Annotated in this window: 13 protein-coding genes; 1 reads left to right on the top strand and 12 read right to left on the bottom strand. The window is 45.7% G+C overall.

The window, feature by feature from the left end:
- Window positions 1-18: 18 nt before the first annotated feature.
- The 10 genes from H7T88_RS12825 to H7T88_RS12780 form a co-directional block, all read right to left on the bottom strand.
- Window positions 19-180, bottom strand: a complete 162-nt coding sequence (locus H7T88_RS12825; protein ID WP_221788760.1) for a hypothetical protein — start codon at window positions 178-180, stop codon at window positions 19-21.
- 69 nt (window positions 181-249) lie between these two features.
- Complete coding sequence (locus tag H7T88_RS12820) at window positions 250-1,197, bottom strand: carbohydrate ABC transporter permease (RefSeq protein ID WP_090915961.1); 948 nt, start codon at window positions 1,195-1,197, stop codon at window positions 250-252.
- 17 nt (window positions 1,198-1,214) lie between these two features.
- The gene (locus H7T88_RS12815; protein WP_154984047.1) at window positions 1,215-2,060 is read right to left on the bottom strand and encodes a carbohydrate ABC transporter permease; all 846 of its coding nucleotides are present in this window, start codon (window positions 2,058-2,060) and stop codon (window positions 1,215-1,217) included.
- Window positions 2,061-2,113: 53 nt separating this feature from the next.
- Complete coding sequence (locus tag H7T88_RS12810; RefSeq protein WP_221788759.1) at window positions 2,114-4,684, bottom strand: DUF5696 domain-containing protein; 2,571 nt, start codon at window positions 4,682-4,684, stop codon at window positions 2,114-2,116.
- A 16-nt stretch (window positions 4,685-4,700) separates the two neighbouring features.
- Window positions 4,701-5,336, bottom strand: coding sequence for a YIP1 family protein (locus H7T88_RS12805; RefSeq protein ID WP_145412998.1), 636 nt, complete (start codon window positions 5,334-5,336; stop codon window positions 4,701-4,703).
- The gene (locus H7T88_RS12800) at window positions 5,320-6,744 is read right to left on the bottom strand and encodes an NHL repeat-containing protein (protein ID WP_221788816.1); all 1,425 of its coding nucleotides are present in this window, start codon (window positions 6,742-6,744) and stop codon (window positions 5,320-5,322) included. Before H7T88_RS12800 ends, H7T88_RS12805 begins: the two co-directional genes overlap by 17 nt.
- Window positions 6,745-6,810: 66 nt before the next feature.
- Window positions 6,811-7,686 carry a carbohydrate ABC transporter permease gene (locus H7T88_RS12795; RefSeq protein WP_090915952.1) on the bottom strand — a complete coding sequence of 292 codons (876 nt, stop codon included), beginning with the start codon at window positions 7,684-7,686 and terminating at the stop codon, window positions 6,811-6,813.
- A 2-nt stretch (window positions 7,687-7,688) separates the two neighbouring features.
- On the bottom strand, window positions 7,689-8,606 hold the full coding sequence (locus H7T88_RS12790; RefSeq protein ID WP_423246135.1) for a carbohydrate ABC transporter permease: 918 nt from the start codon (window positions 8,604-8,606) through the stop codon (window positions 7,689-7,691).
- A 58-nt stretch (window positions 8,607-8,664) separates the two neighbouring features.
- A complete protein-coding gene (locus H7T88_RS12785; RefSeq protein ID WP_221788758.1) occupies window positions 8,665-11,562 on the bottom strand; it encodes an extracellular solute-binding protein in 2,898 nt (965 codons plus the stop codon).
- A gap of 106 nt (window positions 11,563-11,668) precedes the next feature.
- Window positions 11,669-13,024 carry an extracellular solute-binding protein gene (locus tag H7T88_RS12780; protein WP_145412997.1) on the bottom strand — a complete coding sequence of 452 codons (1,356 nt, stop codon included), beginning with the start codon at window positions 13,022-13,024 and terminating at the stop codon, window positions 11,669-11,671.
- 274 nt (window positions 13,025-13,298) lie between these two features.
- Between H7T88_RS12780 and H7T88_RS12775 the strand changes: the two genes are divergently transcribed.
- Window positions 13,299-14,063: a helix-turn-helix transcriptional regulator gene (locus H7T88_RS12775; protein ID WP_221788757.1), complete on the top strand. Its 765-nt coding sequence runs from the start codon at window positions 13,299-13,301 to the stop codon at window positions 14,061-14,063.
- A gap of 128 nt (window positions 14,064-14,191) precedes the next feature.
- Here the strand turns inward: H7T88_RS12775 and H7T88_RS12770 are convergent, their stop codons facing one another.
- Together H7T88_RS12770 and H7T88_RS12765 are read right to left on the bottom strand one after the other, a co-directional pair.
- Window positions 14,192-15,829, bottom strand: coding sequence for a response regulator (locus tag H7T88_RS12770; protein ID WP_221788756.1), 1,638 nt, complete (start codon window positions 15,827-15,829; stop codon window positions 14,192-14,194).
- Window positions 15,814-17,571 (bottom strand): sensor histidine kinase, encoded by a 1,758-nt coding sequence (locus H7T88_RS12765; RefSeq protein ID WP_221788755.1) that lies wholly within the window; start codon window positions 17,569-17,571, stop codon window positions 15,814-15,816. Before H7T88_RS12765 ends, H7T88_RS12770 begins: the two co-directional genes overlap by 16 nt.
- Window positions 17,572-17,580: the final 9 nt, after the last annotated feature.

Below are 17,580 nucleotides of genomic sequence, written 5' to 3'. Positions count from 1 at the left end.
CAAGATCAACATTTAACCTCATCTAGACTCGGTTGGCGCGCGCTCCCTTAAGCCATTCCATATCCAATGATAACGCGGGTTGTAACACATAAGATTAGCTGTACGCCATTCGGTGAAACTCACCTCATTGAGGTAAGCTTCCTTGGAATAGTCCTTAATATAATTCTTGGAATCACTCATGAGATATGCCTCCTTTCGTTTAGGAATGTTTGAACATGTAATAGCTGTACACTTCTTCGCTCTAAACGGCTATCCTACGATACCTGTACGCTCCACACTTTCCACGAAATATCGTTGTACAAATAAATAAATGATAATTAACGGGAGAATTGCAAGCAGAATACCTGTATCCTGAATCATGCTCAGATAGAACGGATCGGCCTGAGAGGCTGCACCGTCTGTAACCTGTTGAGCGAGATTGTACGGCAACGACGATAACTGTGTTGACATGACTTTACTCGAAGTCAGATATGTTGTTGTGTAGAAGCTGTCGTTCCATTGCCATACGAAGGAAAACAGCATGACGGTGACCATGGATGGAATGGCATTCGGCAACATGATGCGAGTGAATGTGCGACTGATGCCTGCGCCGTCAACATATGCAGCCTCCTCTACTTCTTTCGGGATGCCTCTGAAAAATTGGCGGAATATGAAGATATACAAACCTGCCTTTAGTGAATTTGCGGTAACGGCTGTCAGAATAAACGGCCAGTACGTATTGAGCAAGTTCACCGGCTTCCCGGAAAACAGCGTCATCAGCCCCATCAAATCAAAGCTTTTCAGGTTCAGATACACCGGAATGAGAATGGTTGTTGGCGGCACCAGAATCGTCAGTATGACCCCTGCAAACAACCAGTTGCTTCCTTTGAACTTCAGTCTGGCGAATCCATAACCTGCAAGCGCACATGAGGCTGTAGTCAACAGTGTTGTTGTAGCGGACAATGCAAACGTATTAAACAGCGTTACCCAGTAATCCATGACACGAATGGCCTGCTTAAAATTGTCGATCGAGAAGTTCTGCGGAATCCATACAACTACTGCCGAATAGAGATCGCCCTTGGCCTTGATCGATGTGGATATTTTTTGGAATATCGGAAATAAAATAACAAAGGAAAGTCCGGTGATCAGAACAAATCGGATGATAGACCACAGCCAACTCTTCCATTGCTCAAGCGATAATAATCGTGATGTCGTCACGCGGAATGCCCTCCTTTCTAATCTTGATAGAAGACTCGTTTTGAGAAAATGATCGATACGATCACAAGAATGATAGCAATCGCTACGAAATATACCCATGCCATCGCGGAGCTAAGACCAAAGTCAAATTTCACAAATCCCGTGTCCCGAATCAATTTGGTCATCGCATTATTCGCAAAGGAGTCAATAATCGTATAGATCGCGTTCACAAAAATAAGCGGGCTGACCATCGGAAACGTGATTTTCCAGAAAGCCTCGTATCCTGTCGCCCCTTCCATCTTGGACGCTTCATAGAGCTGCGGGGAGATCGTTTGAATACCGGCCAGGAAGATCAAAATTTGTACACCCGATTGACTGACAATCTGGTAGATTCGATCAACTGCACCACTTAAATACGTAACAATCCATTCGCTTACGCCTGCATTAAGCATCAGGCCTTCCAGTTCCAATGTGCCAAAAGCACTTCCGCCTGTGCTGTTCTGGTTCACAGCTTCAATCAAACTTGTGCTTTCGAGCGACATAATGACGCCGGATGCCAGAATAACAGGCAAGAAAAAGATCGATCTTGCCACAGCTCGGCCTCTGAATTTCTGATTCAGAATGACTGCAAGAAACAAACTGAAAATGACAATAAGCGGTACATTCACAAGTACATCTGTAATGGACTCAATCAGTGCCCGGTTAAAGCTTGTATTTACGGTAAGTGCCTGAATATAATTGGCGAACCCCGTAAATTGAATCGCAATTCCTTCTGCGTTGGCTTGAATGGTGCTCATGCTGTATCGCAGAGACGCCAGTAGCGGAACGAAGAAAAACAATACAAATCCGATCAGCCACGGAAGTACGTAGATGACACCCCACATTGCTTTTTGCTGAGCATACGTACGACTTCCCCATTTCGATTTCAGGAGTGTCTTCAGAGCTGCTCACCACCAGTCACATAACTTAGGGCTTCAACGGTATGATTCTCTACTTCAACAGAAGAGTCATTGTAATTGACAATTACATATCCTCCGCCTTCATAGGTTGTTCGAAATACACCTTCACTCAAAGATTCATGAGTAATCATTGGACGCCCGGTGAACGACTTGTTTACTTGGCTAACTTCGGTATAAACCTCCGCTGCCAGATCCATCCATTGCTCGTAATTCGCGGCATAGAGATGGTTGTAATCCGTTTCTTTCACCACATGGCCCGGGGCATTAAACCAGGCAAAATAAGGGCTCGCTCCATATTCAATCAGCTTCAGCACATACTGTCTTGCATCGGTATACGTGGACAGATTATACGGAGAACCGGTATAAGGAATACGGCCGTGAACGACCAGCTGAAAAAACGGAACTTCTTCATCCTCCAGTTTGAACCGACTACTGCTCATCGGAGCATCCGTAAGGCCTGTAATGTAAGGAAGCGCGTAAGCGTTACCGCCTTCAGCCACAATGGAGCCTGCTTGTTGTTTAATTTGATCCAAAGATTTTCGAACCGTATCCAGTGCTTGTGTACGATCAAGCAATTTCTTCGGATTCATATCGCTGTTTAACTGTTCTGCCATATCTTTCAGAGAGATGCCTCCCGCCTGGAGTGGTTCCATGTCCTTCAGCATATCTGTTGTCACATCGTCAATCTCATTCGGTGAGAGGACATAGGAAGCCGATACATCCTTCGTCCGTCGCTCCAAAGCCAGATCCATTGGATAGAGGACCGCTGGTTCCTGTGTTAAAGACCGGGAAGCCTCATTCGATGGACTGAATCCTTTTTTCGATTGCACGTTAAGTACAGCTACATCCGGATAAAATCCGATTCCCGCTTCACTCGTAAAAGCGCTGAAATCTTTCATTCCTTTTTTTCCGCCAATTACTCCGTCCACCTTAATGGAATCCGGCAATCGGTGGTGCAGTCCGCCATTGAACCATCCGGCATAACGCACTTGAATGTTCGACACATTTTTTTCCATCAGCTTCGAAAGAATCTCTTTTCCTTCATCAAACGTCGTCAGAGCCTCCGTGGAATTATAAGGTATGCCGAGCATATGCTGTCTTGTTGTCATGCCTCCGAAAAGCTTGAGATAAAACGGGATCGTAGACTGCTCCTCAGACGATTTCATTTCAGGAAGTCCCCCGGTTTGCACCAGGTACTCCCGGTACAGTGAGGCCAGACCAGAATACGAAGCCTGCTCCTCGCCTACAAAAGCGTAACGAACCACAAAATCAGACGACGTCGGTTTATTCTGGAACTTCGGTAATGTGCGAACCATGTCACTGGACTGAAGTGTAATATCACTTTTGTTCACGACATAAAAACTGGGATATACGTTATTGTAGCTGTTCAGCTTCCCACTAATATCTGCATTCACTACAGCCACCGCATCCCCTTCTTCGATAATGCCCAGGAAAGCACCTTCCGGACGAATCACGCCAAAGACAGGCAATCTTGCTTTGCTTTCACTGGAACTGGCTTCACGCAGCTTCATCGTTAAGTCTGGACCGTAAATATCCTGCTGGTAGGATGGGTACTGTAACTTACCATTGTTGAAGTGGATGAGCGCTCCCGAACCATCTGGTACGAGAATCGATCCTTCTTCTTTGGAGCCTCCAGCTCCGAAGTACTCCAGCACAGACAGAGTGTTGATGGGATACTCTTCTGGAAAATGGATACCTGAAGCTGGCACTCGCACTTTAAGCTGCTCTCCGTCCAGTTCATATTCCATCGTGAGCATGAATAGACGTGGCCCGCTTCGTTCCTGCTCAATGCCATGCTCGGTGTGATCTTTGACAAGATCTTCTTCTGTGTATCCGGCGTCTTCGAAAGCTTTCAGTGCACGGGTAAGTTGCAGACCTTGCATAGCTTTGTCAATCCGATTGTATACGCCTTCATCTTTATCTTCTGCATATCCGACTTTCAAGGCCCGTTCGCCGGATTTATCGAGCTTAGCCAGCACATATTGTTCGAAACGCTCTTTGCTGATCTTCACTGGCAGATCTTCAATAGATCGCTCCGTGTTGCCAAATTGATAGTGAACGCGTACCCCGTTCGGTAATGTTTCGTAACTCACTTGTTTATGCCGAACACTGTCCGTGAACGAATTCACCATACTGCTCTGGCCTGAACTGTTGAAAAAGCTCAGTCTGGATTGGGAGGACAGAAGGTCCTTGTTAATTCCGGCTGCAATGCCATCCTTCTCGCGTTCTTCCGGGTTACTGCGCCAGATTTGTCCGCTTTTACTATGGATAACGGCAATTTCAGCAGTCTCCTCGTTGATCAACAACTGCAAAGCGTTGTTTCGGGCGATGCCGATCATGCCGGGAATGCGTGTATCACTAAAAGCAGATTTCAGTTTTTCTCCGGGAGGCAGGGAAGGAGTCTCCACTTGACTAACATCTGCTGCCGTCTCGCGAGCCGCCGTAGATGGCGAGAACTGACAACCGCTTAGAAGCAAGCTACTCACCAGCAGTATTCCGGTTATTTTTTTGGCTGCGGCATATTTCATTCTGATTTCCTCCTTCCTAGCCCCGAAGCACTAATTCCTGATAGATCGTGTAGACAAAAGAGACAATCTGCTGCACAAGGCTAAAGAACAACAAGCATAAGAAAGCCATAAATGCCATAGCTACAAGCGTGAGCAGCATCGTTAGAATCGTTTTGGCTGGGGTGTACTGATGCACAGTCATGTTGCCTACAAATAACAGGTACACGGTCCAGCAAACCGCAATCGCATTAGAGAAGTAATAAAATGCCGTTTCCTGTGCAGAAATAGCGAGACTCAGCCAGATCCACGGGAAATGCACCAGAAACATCGGAACCAGGGCAAAACACGTTGACATGAAAATTTCAGAGAACTTGCCCTCGCCATCCATCAATGTGGTTAGAGACCAGTTAGCCACACACCAGAACAACACGGGAATGACAACGTACACCATCTCAAGCAAGCTGTTCAGATATTTTGGATTGTTAAAGTTAATCAGAAAGCCACTGTACTGGGCTTGCAAAATTTTAGTGAAGACGAGCAACACCATAATCATTAAAGAGATCAGCAGTGTCGTTTTTTGATTCCGCTCATATTTCAATTCCCAATACCCGTCAAAGGGATGAAAAATAAGATGCAGCGGATACTGGTACAATTGTTTACTTGATGCCTGCATTCGTTGTCCTCCTTTTCTGCCTGCGAACGATGACGATGGTGACGAACGCAGCTACAGCCAGGAATATACCGGACATCACCCATGAAAAGTGTTCACGCATCAGTTCCTTCCGATAGAGAAGAAAAGCTTTGGAGTATCCTTGACGCTCCATGCTTTGCTTGAAGTATTGCGCCGACTCGGCATATTCTTTCTGGCGAAGCAACGCTTTACCAATACCTGCATAGGCATATTCCAGATTGGCATTCATCTCGGCAGCCTTCGCAAACAGTTCCGAAGACTGATCTTCTTCGCCATTGTAATAACTGCGCACGGCATCATGTAGTGTGCGTCCATACTCTGTCGTCTGGAATACGGTAATTTCACCAAGCGCTTTGTCCAGAACAAGCATCCGGTCTCCCGCTCGCTCCAGCGCGACAGGTGTATTAAACATACCCATCCGGTTCCCGATGCCGCCAAAAATATGGAGCAGATAACCGTCGCCATTATAGGTAAAGATGCGGCCCCTGTTTGAATCGAGTACAGAGTACATATCGCTGTCACCTACGTCGACATCAATCAGACGTGATGGTCCAGCTTCCGTGGTATACCTTAGATCACCTTGAGGTGCTGAATATCCTTCTCTCCGCAAAATGTCTGTTCCCTGAGCATTCAACTTCTTGATCGGATCTTTGCCGCGATCACCACTGGTGGCGTAGATGAATCCTTCTTCGTCCATATCCAGATTGGTGAACTCGGTCGGGGTAAACATGACCATCTGACTTCTCTGCTCCCGAGTAGCGAATCGTTTCCAGAGATATTCGACCGGATCAACCTGAACCCGATTTGCACCAATGAAGGAGGAGAACTCGCCATCGGCGCTGAATTCCATGAAGCCGTCAAATACACCTGCGGCCATTACGTAAATTCGCTCACCCTGATCCATCACAATCCGCATAGGTTTGAATTGAAAGTCCTCATTTAACAAGTCTGACTTCGGTTCAGATACAATTTTCACGAGCTGTCCCTTGTTATCCAAGTGCACAACCCGCTGATTATCCGAATCAGCCACCAGTAAATCCCCTTTTTCCGTTACAAACAATCCTTGCGGGTTTTTAAATTGATCTGTTTTGCCGTCATTTTGGAACGACTCAATTGTCCGTACTAGCTTGAAGTTGCGATCCATCTCGACAATTCGTCCATTACCCGAGTCAAGCACATAGACACGCTCATCTGCGGTAACATGCATATCACTCGGTTCCTTGAAAGGCGTTATATTCAGCTTCTTACCTGTAATAATCGTTGTGGCTTCATAAGCAGCCGGAGCTGGAACGGTATCTCCGTAATAGGAATAGTGATAGGCATCTGGATCACCGTCTGCGCTTGCAGGCAGTGCTGCTGAACTGAACAACAGGAGGCAGACCATGCCCATGATGACCCATTTACGTTCTTTCCATGTGCTTTTTCGCGTGCTATGCTGCACTTTGCTGCCTCCTTTCTATTCTTTCATGCCTGAAGTAGCCATCGTCTGCATCACACTGCTCTGAGAGATAACAAACAACGTGATCGGTACGATCATGAGCAGTAGCGCTACGGCAGCACCAACCCCTGCTCTGGCAATCCCGCCTTGTACGATCTGACTGAGTGCATAATGCAACGTTTTGAGATTTTCACTGTAAATAAAGCTACCGCCGTCTGTTCCCCATAGGGCAGGGAATTGCAAAATCATAAGTGTGAGCCATGCTGGCTTCACATTAGGCATCACAATGCTCCAAAAAATTCGATATTCATTCGCGCCATCAATTTTCGCTGCTTCCAGCAACGCATCAGGAATCTGTTCCATGAACTGTTTCATTAGAAATAGTCCTAGTGAGAACGCCAGCGAAGGAACAATGATGGAAGCGTGTGTGTTGATCCAACCAAGCCAGGACATCACCATGTAGTTCGGAATTGCCGTAACGTGCGGCGAGAACATCAATGACAGAATAACAATGGTGAATAATATTTTCGACCCCGGAAAACGATATTTCGCCAAGGGGTAAGCTGCTGCTGAAGCAAGCAAGATGTGCCCAGCTGTGCCCACTAGTGTAATGAGTAGTGTATTGGCAATATATCGAGATAAGGGGACCCAGGAATTGCCCATCAGATTAATCAAATCTGCGAAATTTTCTGTCGTCGGATTGTTCACCCAGAAGCGCGGCGGGAAGATAAACAGCTCATCCAGCGGCTTAAAGGCATTGTTGACCGCATAAATCAACGGAAGCACCATAAATGATCCGAACACAGCCAGTAGCGCAAACAACATGAAACTGACGGTAAATGACCGGTTAAGTCTCTTCGGCATGCCGAAGACGGCACGTACTTTGCTGGTCATCGTCATTCACCTATCTTTCTCAGCATTTTTTGCGTGAAAATGTTCGTTCCAAGCATCAATGCAAACAGCACGGTTGCGATCGCTGAAGCATACCCCATCTCAAAGCGAATCGTACCAAAGTCCATCAAATGGGTGACTACCGTATGCGCTGCATAGTTAACACTTGGGAATCCAGCCAAGGCAATCGAAATTTCGGCTACTGCGAACGATGCTGTAATCTGCATGACTGCACCAAACATCAACTGAGGTCTCATGGATGGCAGCGTAATATACCAAAGCTCCTGCCAGCGGTTTTTGATACCGTCCACCGTTCCGGCTTCCACGAGTGAGCGATCGATGGTCTGCAGACCTGCAATAAAAGCCAAAAAGCTGGTTCCGAGACTAAGCCATAGCTGCACCAATATAACGATGCCCAGTACATACTTCTCGTTAGAAAGCCACTGAATCGGCTCCAGAATCACGCCAAGGCGCATGAGGAAACCGTTCATATATCCGTAGCTGTCACCAGAGAAAATGATCAGCCAGATGAAAAATACATTACCTGAGATCGATGGGGCGTAGAAAACCAATGTCATAACTGCTCTGACTTTAGGAGACAGCTCATTGATAATCCAAGCAAATAAAAAACAGGCAATATAACTGACTGGACCCGTGATCACTGCAAACAACAACGTGTTTTTGAGTGCAATTAGGAATACGTCGTCGTTCAGGAACAACCGGGAATAGTTTTGCCAACCAACAAAACGTGGAAATTCAAGCATATTAAAGTGAAAAAAGCTGAGACCGAGCGATATGCCGACCGGAATAACCGTAAACATGAAAAAAATCAGCATAAATGGTGCCATTAAGACGTAATAATGCCTGCTGAGATACAGATTCCTTTTCAATAAGGACCACCAGCCGACCTGGCGTGTATGCATAACAGGAGCGGCGGCTGTCTTGGATGTTTTAGCTTGCAACCGTTACCCTCCCTTTCCTTTATTTCAGATTAAATTCCTTGCGTTTCAGTTCAATCTCATCGTCAATATACAGTACATAGTCTGATAAAGCCTCACGTGGATTTTCATTCGCATTAACGACTTTTCGGAAAGCATTATCCAAATGTCGACCTGTAAAATAACCCCCTGGCATCTGCGGAATCCCTTGCACCCATTCCCACTGCTTCTCCAGGTTCTGGTAATCCTTCACTGGCCAAGGTAACTGTTCTAATGCTTCAATGTTCGCTGTAGGGTAACGGGCAGCCGCGCCCATCAGACCTTCCATTTCTCGTCCGTACTCGATCTGGGTTGACTCATCCGTCCACCACTTCATGAATTTCCATGCCGCTTCTTTGTTGCTGGCATTTTCGAGCATCATGACTGCACTGCTCGCGCTAGCTACCTCATGCCGTATAGAACCATCCGGAAGCTGTGTGCCAGGCACAATCGTGAAGTCCCACAGGTTGCGGATTTCCGGTGCTAATACAGTCAGCATGTTATAGGTCGTGTAGTCGGCTATGCCGATTGGCATTTCTCCTGTACGGAAACGGTTTGGAAAATCGGCTTTCAACGGGAACTTGTAATTCGTATAAAATTGCGTCCAGCGTTTGAATGCCTCCATCGAAATTTCTGAATCAAGCGCACTCTTTTTCCCATCTTCGTTGTAGAACTTTCCATCATTCTGATATAAAAGCATTGCAAATGTGGCGTTAGGAACCATGTTGGCATTGTTCAGCGTATCTTCAATCGGCAGATAGAACTCCATATTGTGTTTCTGCAATACAGCGATCGCATTATACACGTCCTGCCAAGTTTTTGGTGGCTCCAGACCTAATTCATTCAATATATCCTTGCGGTAAAATAGCATTGGGAAATGTTGCTGCTCCGGTAGTGCGTACACTCCACCGTCATACTCATAAGGTGTTATTCCACTTGCCCGGAATCTGCTAGCCACCTCTTTGAAATCCGGAAACTTGCTTAGATCTGCTGCCGCATTTCTCATCGCATAGTTCACAGGAATATCTTCGCCCATTTGCATCGCCACATCGGGACCTTCTCCGGCCAGCGTTGCGGGCAACAAAATATTTGGCGGCACAAGTCTCAGCTGCACAGACACATCGGTATCCGGTGTAAACGTATCGTCAATCATGCCCTTAAGCACTTGAGCCTGATCCCGTCCGGTGGTGATCCATACGGTGATTGAGTCCTTCTTTTTCTCCACGTTACCGATACTGTCATAGTCTTCCGTGTAGGAAGCGACATAAGCACCCAGTTCATGCTTCACCTGTTGGAACGCAGACGCTTCAGCCTTTGGCATTTCTTGTCCTGAAGGAGCTACAACCAGGTAATCCATCGTAATCGGTTGCTCACGTACAGTCAGAATCCATGTGCCCAGGCCACCGACATTAATTTTGAATGTATCCAATCGTTTCGGAACGGTTTCCGGCCTTGCCGCCATATCCTTGAGCTGTACAACCATGGCATTCAGAATAGCTACTTTGTCACTCTGTTCTCCGGTTGCTTTTTCGAGATACTCCGCGACAGATGTGAGTACCACAGCTTGTTTTTCAAAAACCTCTATCATCTCTGGAATACGCTTCTCCAACTGATAATCCCGAAGTGGATCAGGTTTGTTGGAGGTAATCATTAGAATTTTGCGGTACATTTCATTCAGTTCAAGTACGCTTGATTCCACCGTTCGAAGTAACGGGGCAATATCGCCAAGTGTGACTGTCATCCGTAAGCGGTGTTTCCCCTTCTCCAGATGGAACTGATAGGGTTCTTCTTCACTGTTTCCAAGCACTTGTGTCTGCCAGGACGGACTATAATTGAAGCGAATTCGCTTCATCTCTTCAAACGGAACTTTGCCGTTAATGGTAAGACTGCGTGTGGCATAGATACCCCGAAGCTGATCCTGCTTCACTTTTAACGCAATCTGGTACAGTCCATCTTCAGGCACATCAATCTCCCATTCAACCCATTCCCCCGGAAGTTTCCAGTTCACGCCTCCGATGGCATTGATCCGAATTTTGGATACGTCGTAGGGTTCAAGTGATGGACTGGATCGATCCGAGATGGGCGCAAGTGTAGGTGAAGATTTGGTGATCGCTTCTTCGCCTTGCACTTTCAGCATGATGGGACTGGCTGGTTTTAAACCTAACGAATCATACGTCTTCTGGATTTCGGCATACGTAGGAACGGCCTCTTCCTGATACAGTTCGATGTAATCAATCGCCATACTCTCTCTGAGAGAAGTCAGAGATAATTGCTGGTTGCCTTTTTCAAAATAAAACTGAAACGGTTCCTCAAAATATCCGGCACTATCTCGAAACGAAGCGAGCTGCCATTCCGGCTTCTCCACCTGCCTTGGTCTGAGATCGTTGCCTCGATCATCCTGACGGACGTGATCTTCGCGATTGCCCCATACCCTGTCGAACAAAAGTACATCCGCTTCCCGGAAAGGAACTTCCCCGTTTAACTCCAGCTTGCGCTCAATTCCAGAACTTTTGCCTTCGACAGGATAATAATGAATGCGAACCTGATATAAACCACTCACTTGAACGGGAACATCCCAGCGAATGGTTCCGGATTCGGGTGTAATGACTGCACTGCCTTCCAACCCTTCATATCCTTGCACCACCTTGAACTCTCCGTTATCCGCCTCCGTATAAGCTTCACCTTGAATCCTTACGGTAGTGTCCGGTTTGGCAGTGCTCGCATACGTTTCCTGATAATGTTCATAACTTCGTGAATCCCTGGTGCCCGCTACAGCTTCAAAATCCTCAAGTGCATGCACTGTCCCGGGGCTCTGATTCTTGGATGGATAGATCACGATGATCGAGAACACCAAAGCCAGAACAAGTGCCAGAATCAGTACCTTTTTCTTACGTGACCGCATGTTTGCATGTATCCCCTTTCCTGTAAGCGTATCAGCAAAAGAATGATTGACTAACCCGGGCAGACCGCACTTGGTACTCGCGCGTTCTGCCCGTATTTAGCAGTGCTTATTTGTATACCTCATCAATAGCGGCTTGGAAAGGAGCCTTGTATTTCTCAATCAACGTAGATACGGATACGCCTTCTTTCAGTTCACCATCAAAATCCCAATAAGGAAGGGACGGGAACGTGTTATGGTCAAGAACAAGCATGCCAGCTGCCACTTCTCTGGCGTTGTTAATATCTGCTTCATCCGTCAGATGTCTTTCGAGCGTGGATTGTTCCGGATAGTCATAGATGGAATCAATCTCATTGATTTTTTCCCAGATGTACATCAGTTGCTCTGGATTCTCTACAGCTTTAGGGATCGTGATCGCTTGATAACGTGATTCACCAGAATGGTAGGCCGAAGCGCTTGGGCCTTTAGGATAAGGCAGGAAGCCGATATCATAGTCAGGCATATCTGTTTTGATGCCTTCAATCTCGTACATTGCGCCAGAATACATGAGTGTATTGCCTTGACGGAAGAAAGTAGCTGGTTCAGTCCAGTCGCCGCCTTCTGTTGGTCTGCCCACTTTCTCTGTAGCCAGTTTGTTCAAGAAATTAAGCGCTTCTTTTGTTTTCGGATCTTCAAGGTTCTGTTTATCCTCTTTGGTCAGTGAAGCTTCGTTGGAATACAGGATTGGTTCAAGCAGGCCCGTTTGAGCAAGGCCCCACGTATCCAGCTTGCCGTCATTATTCCGGTCTTTGTTGGCTTGTTTGGCTACAGCCAGGAAGTTATCCCAATTCCATTCGTCCGCATCAACATATTCCTGCAGTGGCTTCAGGCCAAGCTCTTGCATCAGAGTACGGTTGTAGAAAATACCGTTGATGAAGGAAGACTTATCTTCCGTAAATCCGTAACCTTTCCCTTCGTATTGCATATATTCCTTGGTTGTTTTTTGATTGAATACCTGATCGTTCTTGATATAATCATCTACCGGCCACAACAGATCCTGTTTGGTCAGTGCCGGAATAGCGTAGTTTTTACCGAGTCTGACAAAGTCGCCGAGCGGCTCGCCAGCCATTAATGAGGCTACAACTTTCTCCTGATATTCACCAAAATCGATGGATACATATTCGATATTGAAATTATGTTTTTTCTTCAAAGCTTCGAGATTCTCGAGTCGTTTGATATTGTCCGGATTGTTATCTGTAATTTGCATATCCCACCACGCCACAACCTTAATCGTTCTACCACCCATGTCAAAATCCATCTCCGGTGTAGAATTTTCATTTTTCGGCTCAGTTTCGGCTGGTGCTTGCTCCTCTTGTGGTGCCGGTTTTTCGGGTGCCGGCTCAGCAGCAGGTGCAGAACTACAAGCATTGATCATTAACATGACCGCAAACAAAAGACTCAGTAGCATAAACTTGTTTTTCTTCATTGTCTTCCCCCCTGATTGTCGTGTGCTACCAAAGTGTATCGTCCAAATGTAAGCGCAAACAACCCGCTTAAATACAGGTGTTTACCCGGGCAGATTATAGATCAGGTTCATTTGAGGAGTGAATTAGGGTATTTCACCTGCAATTGGTAAAGAAATGCACTATCTGCAAAATAATGCACATTGTATGCGCTTTCTTTTCTTCCCATAATGAAACTAAGCCTTATTTCAGTTAAACAGTGGATCGGAATATCAGGAGAAGGTGAGGTCATGCTTCATGTACAGTGTTTTACTTGTTGATTATAGCCGCCGCTTGAGTAGAGAGCTTGAACAGCTTCTGGAAGAAAACAAATTCCCATTTACAATTACAGATTCGGTTTCCTCTTCAAACGCTGCTCTTGCAGCACTATCCGATCGAGATTTCAGTGTTGTCGTCGTGCATACAGAGCAGTATGATACGGCAGGATTATGGTTGTGTCACCACATTCGAAAAACAAACGATATCCCTATTCTCCTGCTTGGTGGAAGGGATCAATTCAGACTAGTCCGCAAAGCATTAACTTATCAGGTGAATGATTATTTACCCTCACCTTTTAGCGCTTCCGCTCTTGTACACAGTTTATATGAACTTCTGAACAAACTTGGGCCTGTTCCTGTGAAAAAAAGCCCTGCCGTCAAGCCTACGATTCAGCTCAACGGCAAAGCGATGGATTCCAAGCATGTGATTCGGATCGTGAAAGCTTATGTAAGAGATCATCTGAATGAAGAAATTACGTTGAAAAAGATCGCTGACATGTTGCATTTCAATTGTGCCTATCTTGGTCAGAAGTTTAAAATGCAAGAGAACGTTTCCTTTAATGACTACATGTTGAAGGAGCGAATGAAAAAAGCCAAACAACTTCTCCTGTCCACCGACCTGCGGATTTACGAAATTGCTCTGGAGGTCGGATATCGGGATATCGATTGGTTTTATAAAAAATTCAAAGCTTACGCTGGGTCAAGTCCCAATGCCTATCGCAGACAAAAGGCTCACACCGCTTAATTAATTAAGTAATATACGGAGCCGTTTGTATTCGGAGCGTATCCCAGGCTACATATATATTGAAAATCTATCTAATAAAAAGCACGCAGGAGATGCTACTCCTGCGTGCTTTATTACGTTCTTATCACTTACCGATCCACCGAGCGAATCAGTAAGGATTCTCGATACTCCTGAGGAGTCATGCCCGTCTGTTTTTTAAACAGCCTGGTAAACGAATGAGCAGATTCATAACCGACCTGAAGGGCCACTTCCCGCACCATTAGCTCATGGTTCATGAGCAACTCCTTGGCCTTGCGAATTCGGCTATCATCAATAAATTCGGATAGATTAATGCCCATCTCCTGTTTGAAAAATCTGGATAGATACGAAGGATTAAAGTGATGCAGTTCTGCCAGTCGTACTAACGTAAGATCTTTTTCCAGATTACTCTTGATATAATTACATAAACTCTGTACGACTATATTCGCACGTTCCTCTTCGTTTGATCGTTTGAAGTTGACCAGTTCATCGGCTGCCAGATAGAGATATTGAACGGCATCTTTCATGCTTGGAAAATGGTCCAAATGCAGAAAACTTCGCTGATCCGGGGTTTTCTGCTTCAGTCCCCAGCGATTAAATGCTGCGTAAAAGGTCAATGCCAGATGATAGTATGTCTCCATGGCTCGCTCCATCGTCATATCCTGTTGAAGGAGCTCTCCCACAAGCTCTTCGAAGATATCATAGAAGGATTGAAAGCGTCCTGTCTCCAGAAAACCATTCATTGCTTCTACCCGGCTTGATATCCGCGGTGATTCCTTCGGCGTACCCGCTTGAGGCTCCTTGTAATTGTCTGTCAAAACCATCGACATGCCATCCCCGACTTTCATCCACTGTAACAAGCGCAGACGCTCGTATTGCTGCGGGAGTTGGAACCACTCACACCCCCGTCCACTAAGTGTGCATGCAATCGACACGCCCAGTGAAGCAAGACACGACTCCTGGACAAGCTCTAAGGTACCTTCCATGTATCTCGCAAAATGCTGGTCTGCATCTCGCTGGCCATCTTTAGGCTGAAGTAGCCACACCGTATCACCATAGTGATCCGTAGCACTGACACATTCCGTATATTCACTCATCAATGATGTTCCAATGATCCGAATAGATGATTCAGTACACCCTTGTTCAACTTCTGCCGGTTCATGTAGCTTATTCAATCTTGCAAGCACCAAAAACACCGGAGAATCAGCTTTTAGATGAATCTGCCTCTCTAGTAGTTCAGCCTGAAGTTCAATTAATGAAGCAGCAGTTGAACTTTCCTGAAGAAGCTTTCGGATGTATTCATCCTGCCTAAATGCGGTCAACCGGGATGTAATCTCGCTTTGTTGTTCCAGAAGATTATGCATATCATGACTTTGCCTGATCTCTTCCATAACCTGCTCCACCATGTGCATCACTTTATCGTACCCTTCTGTCTTAAGCAGGTACCGTACATTGTTCATCTGAAAGGCTTTGTATGCATATTCAAAATCACTGTGACCCGTCAGAAAAATAACACGGCACTGCGGCCAGCGGCTTTGAATCTCTTCCGTCAGCTCCAGTCCGCTCATGCCCGGCATACGAATGTCCGTCAACACAATATCAATTCTGGAGCGTCGCATCCAGGAGAGTGCTTCTGTAGCAGAGTATGCTTTGCATACATCCAGCCGATCCGGCATATGTCTCGCAAATGTTTCATACAAACTATCCGTAATGATCTCCTCGTCATCTACAATCAGAAGTCGATACATTCGTTTTCCCCCTCGTTCCACTGGATTCGGATGACAACCTTTAAACCTTGTAGCTCACTTCGTGACAAAAACAACCCGCTTCCTTCGCCAAAGGTCAGAAGCAATCGCCTATGAATGTTCATTAATCCCGTTATGTCATCTGTCGTTGCCTCACGATGCATGTTATGTTGCAACTTCTCTATATCTTCTGTCTGGAGATCATGCCCGTTATCTTCCACCGTAATTTCCGCCCATGATGACTCCATATGGAATTGGATACGTAGCAGACCTTCGGACGTATTTTTTTCAAGGCTATGCTCATAGGCATTTTCAATAATCGGCTGGATTACAAGTCTGGGAACCTGAATCTGTTGCATTTCCAGCGGAACCTCACCGAATTCAACCTTGATTCGTCTGGAGAATCGCAGTTGCTGGATATCCGTATAGATTCGGGAATGATGTACTTCTTCCTTCAGTGGCACATGATCTGTCCCATTGCGTGTAATGAATCGAAAATATTCACCGAGCATATTCGTAAATTGTTCAATACGATCCGTTTCTCCTGTTCGTGCAAGCGAGCTCAGAATGAAGAAACTGTTGTACAAAAAGTGTGGGTTAATCTGTGATTGAAGCTGCTTTAATTCAGCTCGCTGCATCATCATCGTTTTTTTGAAATCACGGTCAATCAGCAATTGCAGATTCTCGATCATATGATTAAAGCGGCCATACAAGAATCCGAACTCGTCTTTGCGATGATGTACAATCGGGATATCCAGCACCCCGCCCTCCATCTTTTTGAACCTTTTCACCAGCAATAATAAAGGAATGTGAATCAGTTTGTACGTTGAATAGAGATATGCTGAAATCGCAATAAACGATGTGATCGCAAATATCCATGCCCATTTATAAAATTTGCTCAAGGGTTTGGTGACCATTTTCTCAGGCAAATATGTAGCAATGGATAAACCAAGAGGTTCCATATGATGTTGGTTCACATGGTACGCTGTATCCTCAACATTTACGCGAAAGCTCTCAAGGGAGTTCTTTTGACTATATTCACGGTAGTTGGCAAGAATGATCTCGCGCTCTTCCCGGTCTAAAATAGCAAAACCTGTTTTGTCTTCAATAAGGAGGGAAGCACTTTCAGGGTATAGATTAAGTTGAGATAATTCATTCTGAAAAGCAACATTATCCAGTTCCACCTGAACAACAAACAACGGTGCGTCTCCCATTTTGCCTGTTAAACGGACAGCACTCAGATTCAGGGTATCGTCTTTAACTGTGAATCGAATGCTTTCTTCGTGCGTGAATGAACTGAAATAATCGTATGAGGTACTATTAAATTCATCAATTCCCTGCACCGCGGAGATACTCTTGTTGACTGTAGGAATATGTACATAAACGTTCTTGATATAAACGCTGCTGTTTTTGAAAGAGGCCAGCCGTTCGGACAAATAGTTTAATATTTCCCGTTTTTCAATCTGGTCCATATTGTTCCAGAGGATCGCCAGCCGATTCAGCTTGCGGTCCTCTGCAATGTCAAACTGCTGCAACTCCATCCACTCGATCTCCCGGTTAAGTTCTGTCGCGTATTGACTTAACCGCCTCTCTGTCGATAAAGAAATTTCCTGACTTGCCGTATCATAGCTCCAGTGGTACAGATACACGCCCAGAAGAATCAAAGGTATGACAAAAACCAGGTAGGTCATAATCAGCCGCGCAAATATACTGTTAAACCACGACTGTGCCGGTATCTTGAACAACGAACTCCC

The sequence above is a fragment of the Paenibacillus cucumis (ex Kampfer et al. 2016) genome (assembly GCF_019748695.1).
In the GTDB taxonomy this organism is placed as follows: Bacteria; Bacillota; Bacilli; order Paenibacillales; family Paenibacillaceae; genus Paenibacillus; species Paenibacillus polysaccharolyticus.
This window is presented reverse-complemented; position numbering and strand designations above follow the sequence as displayed.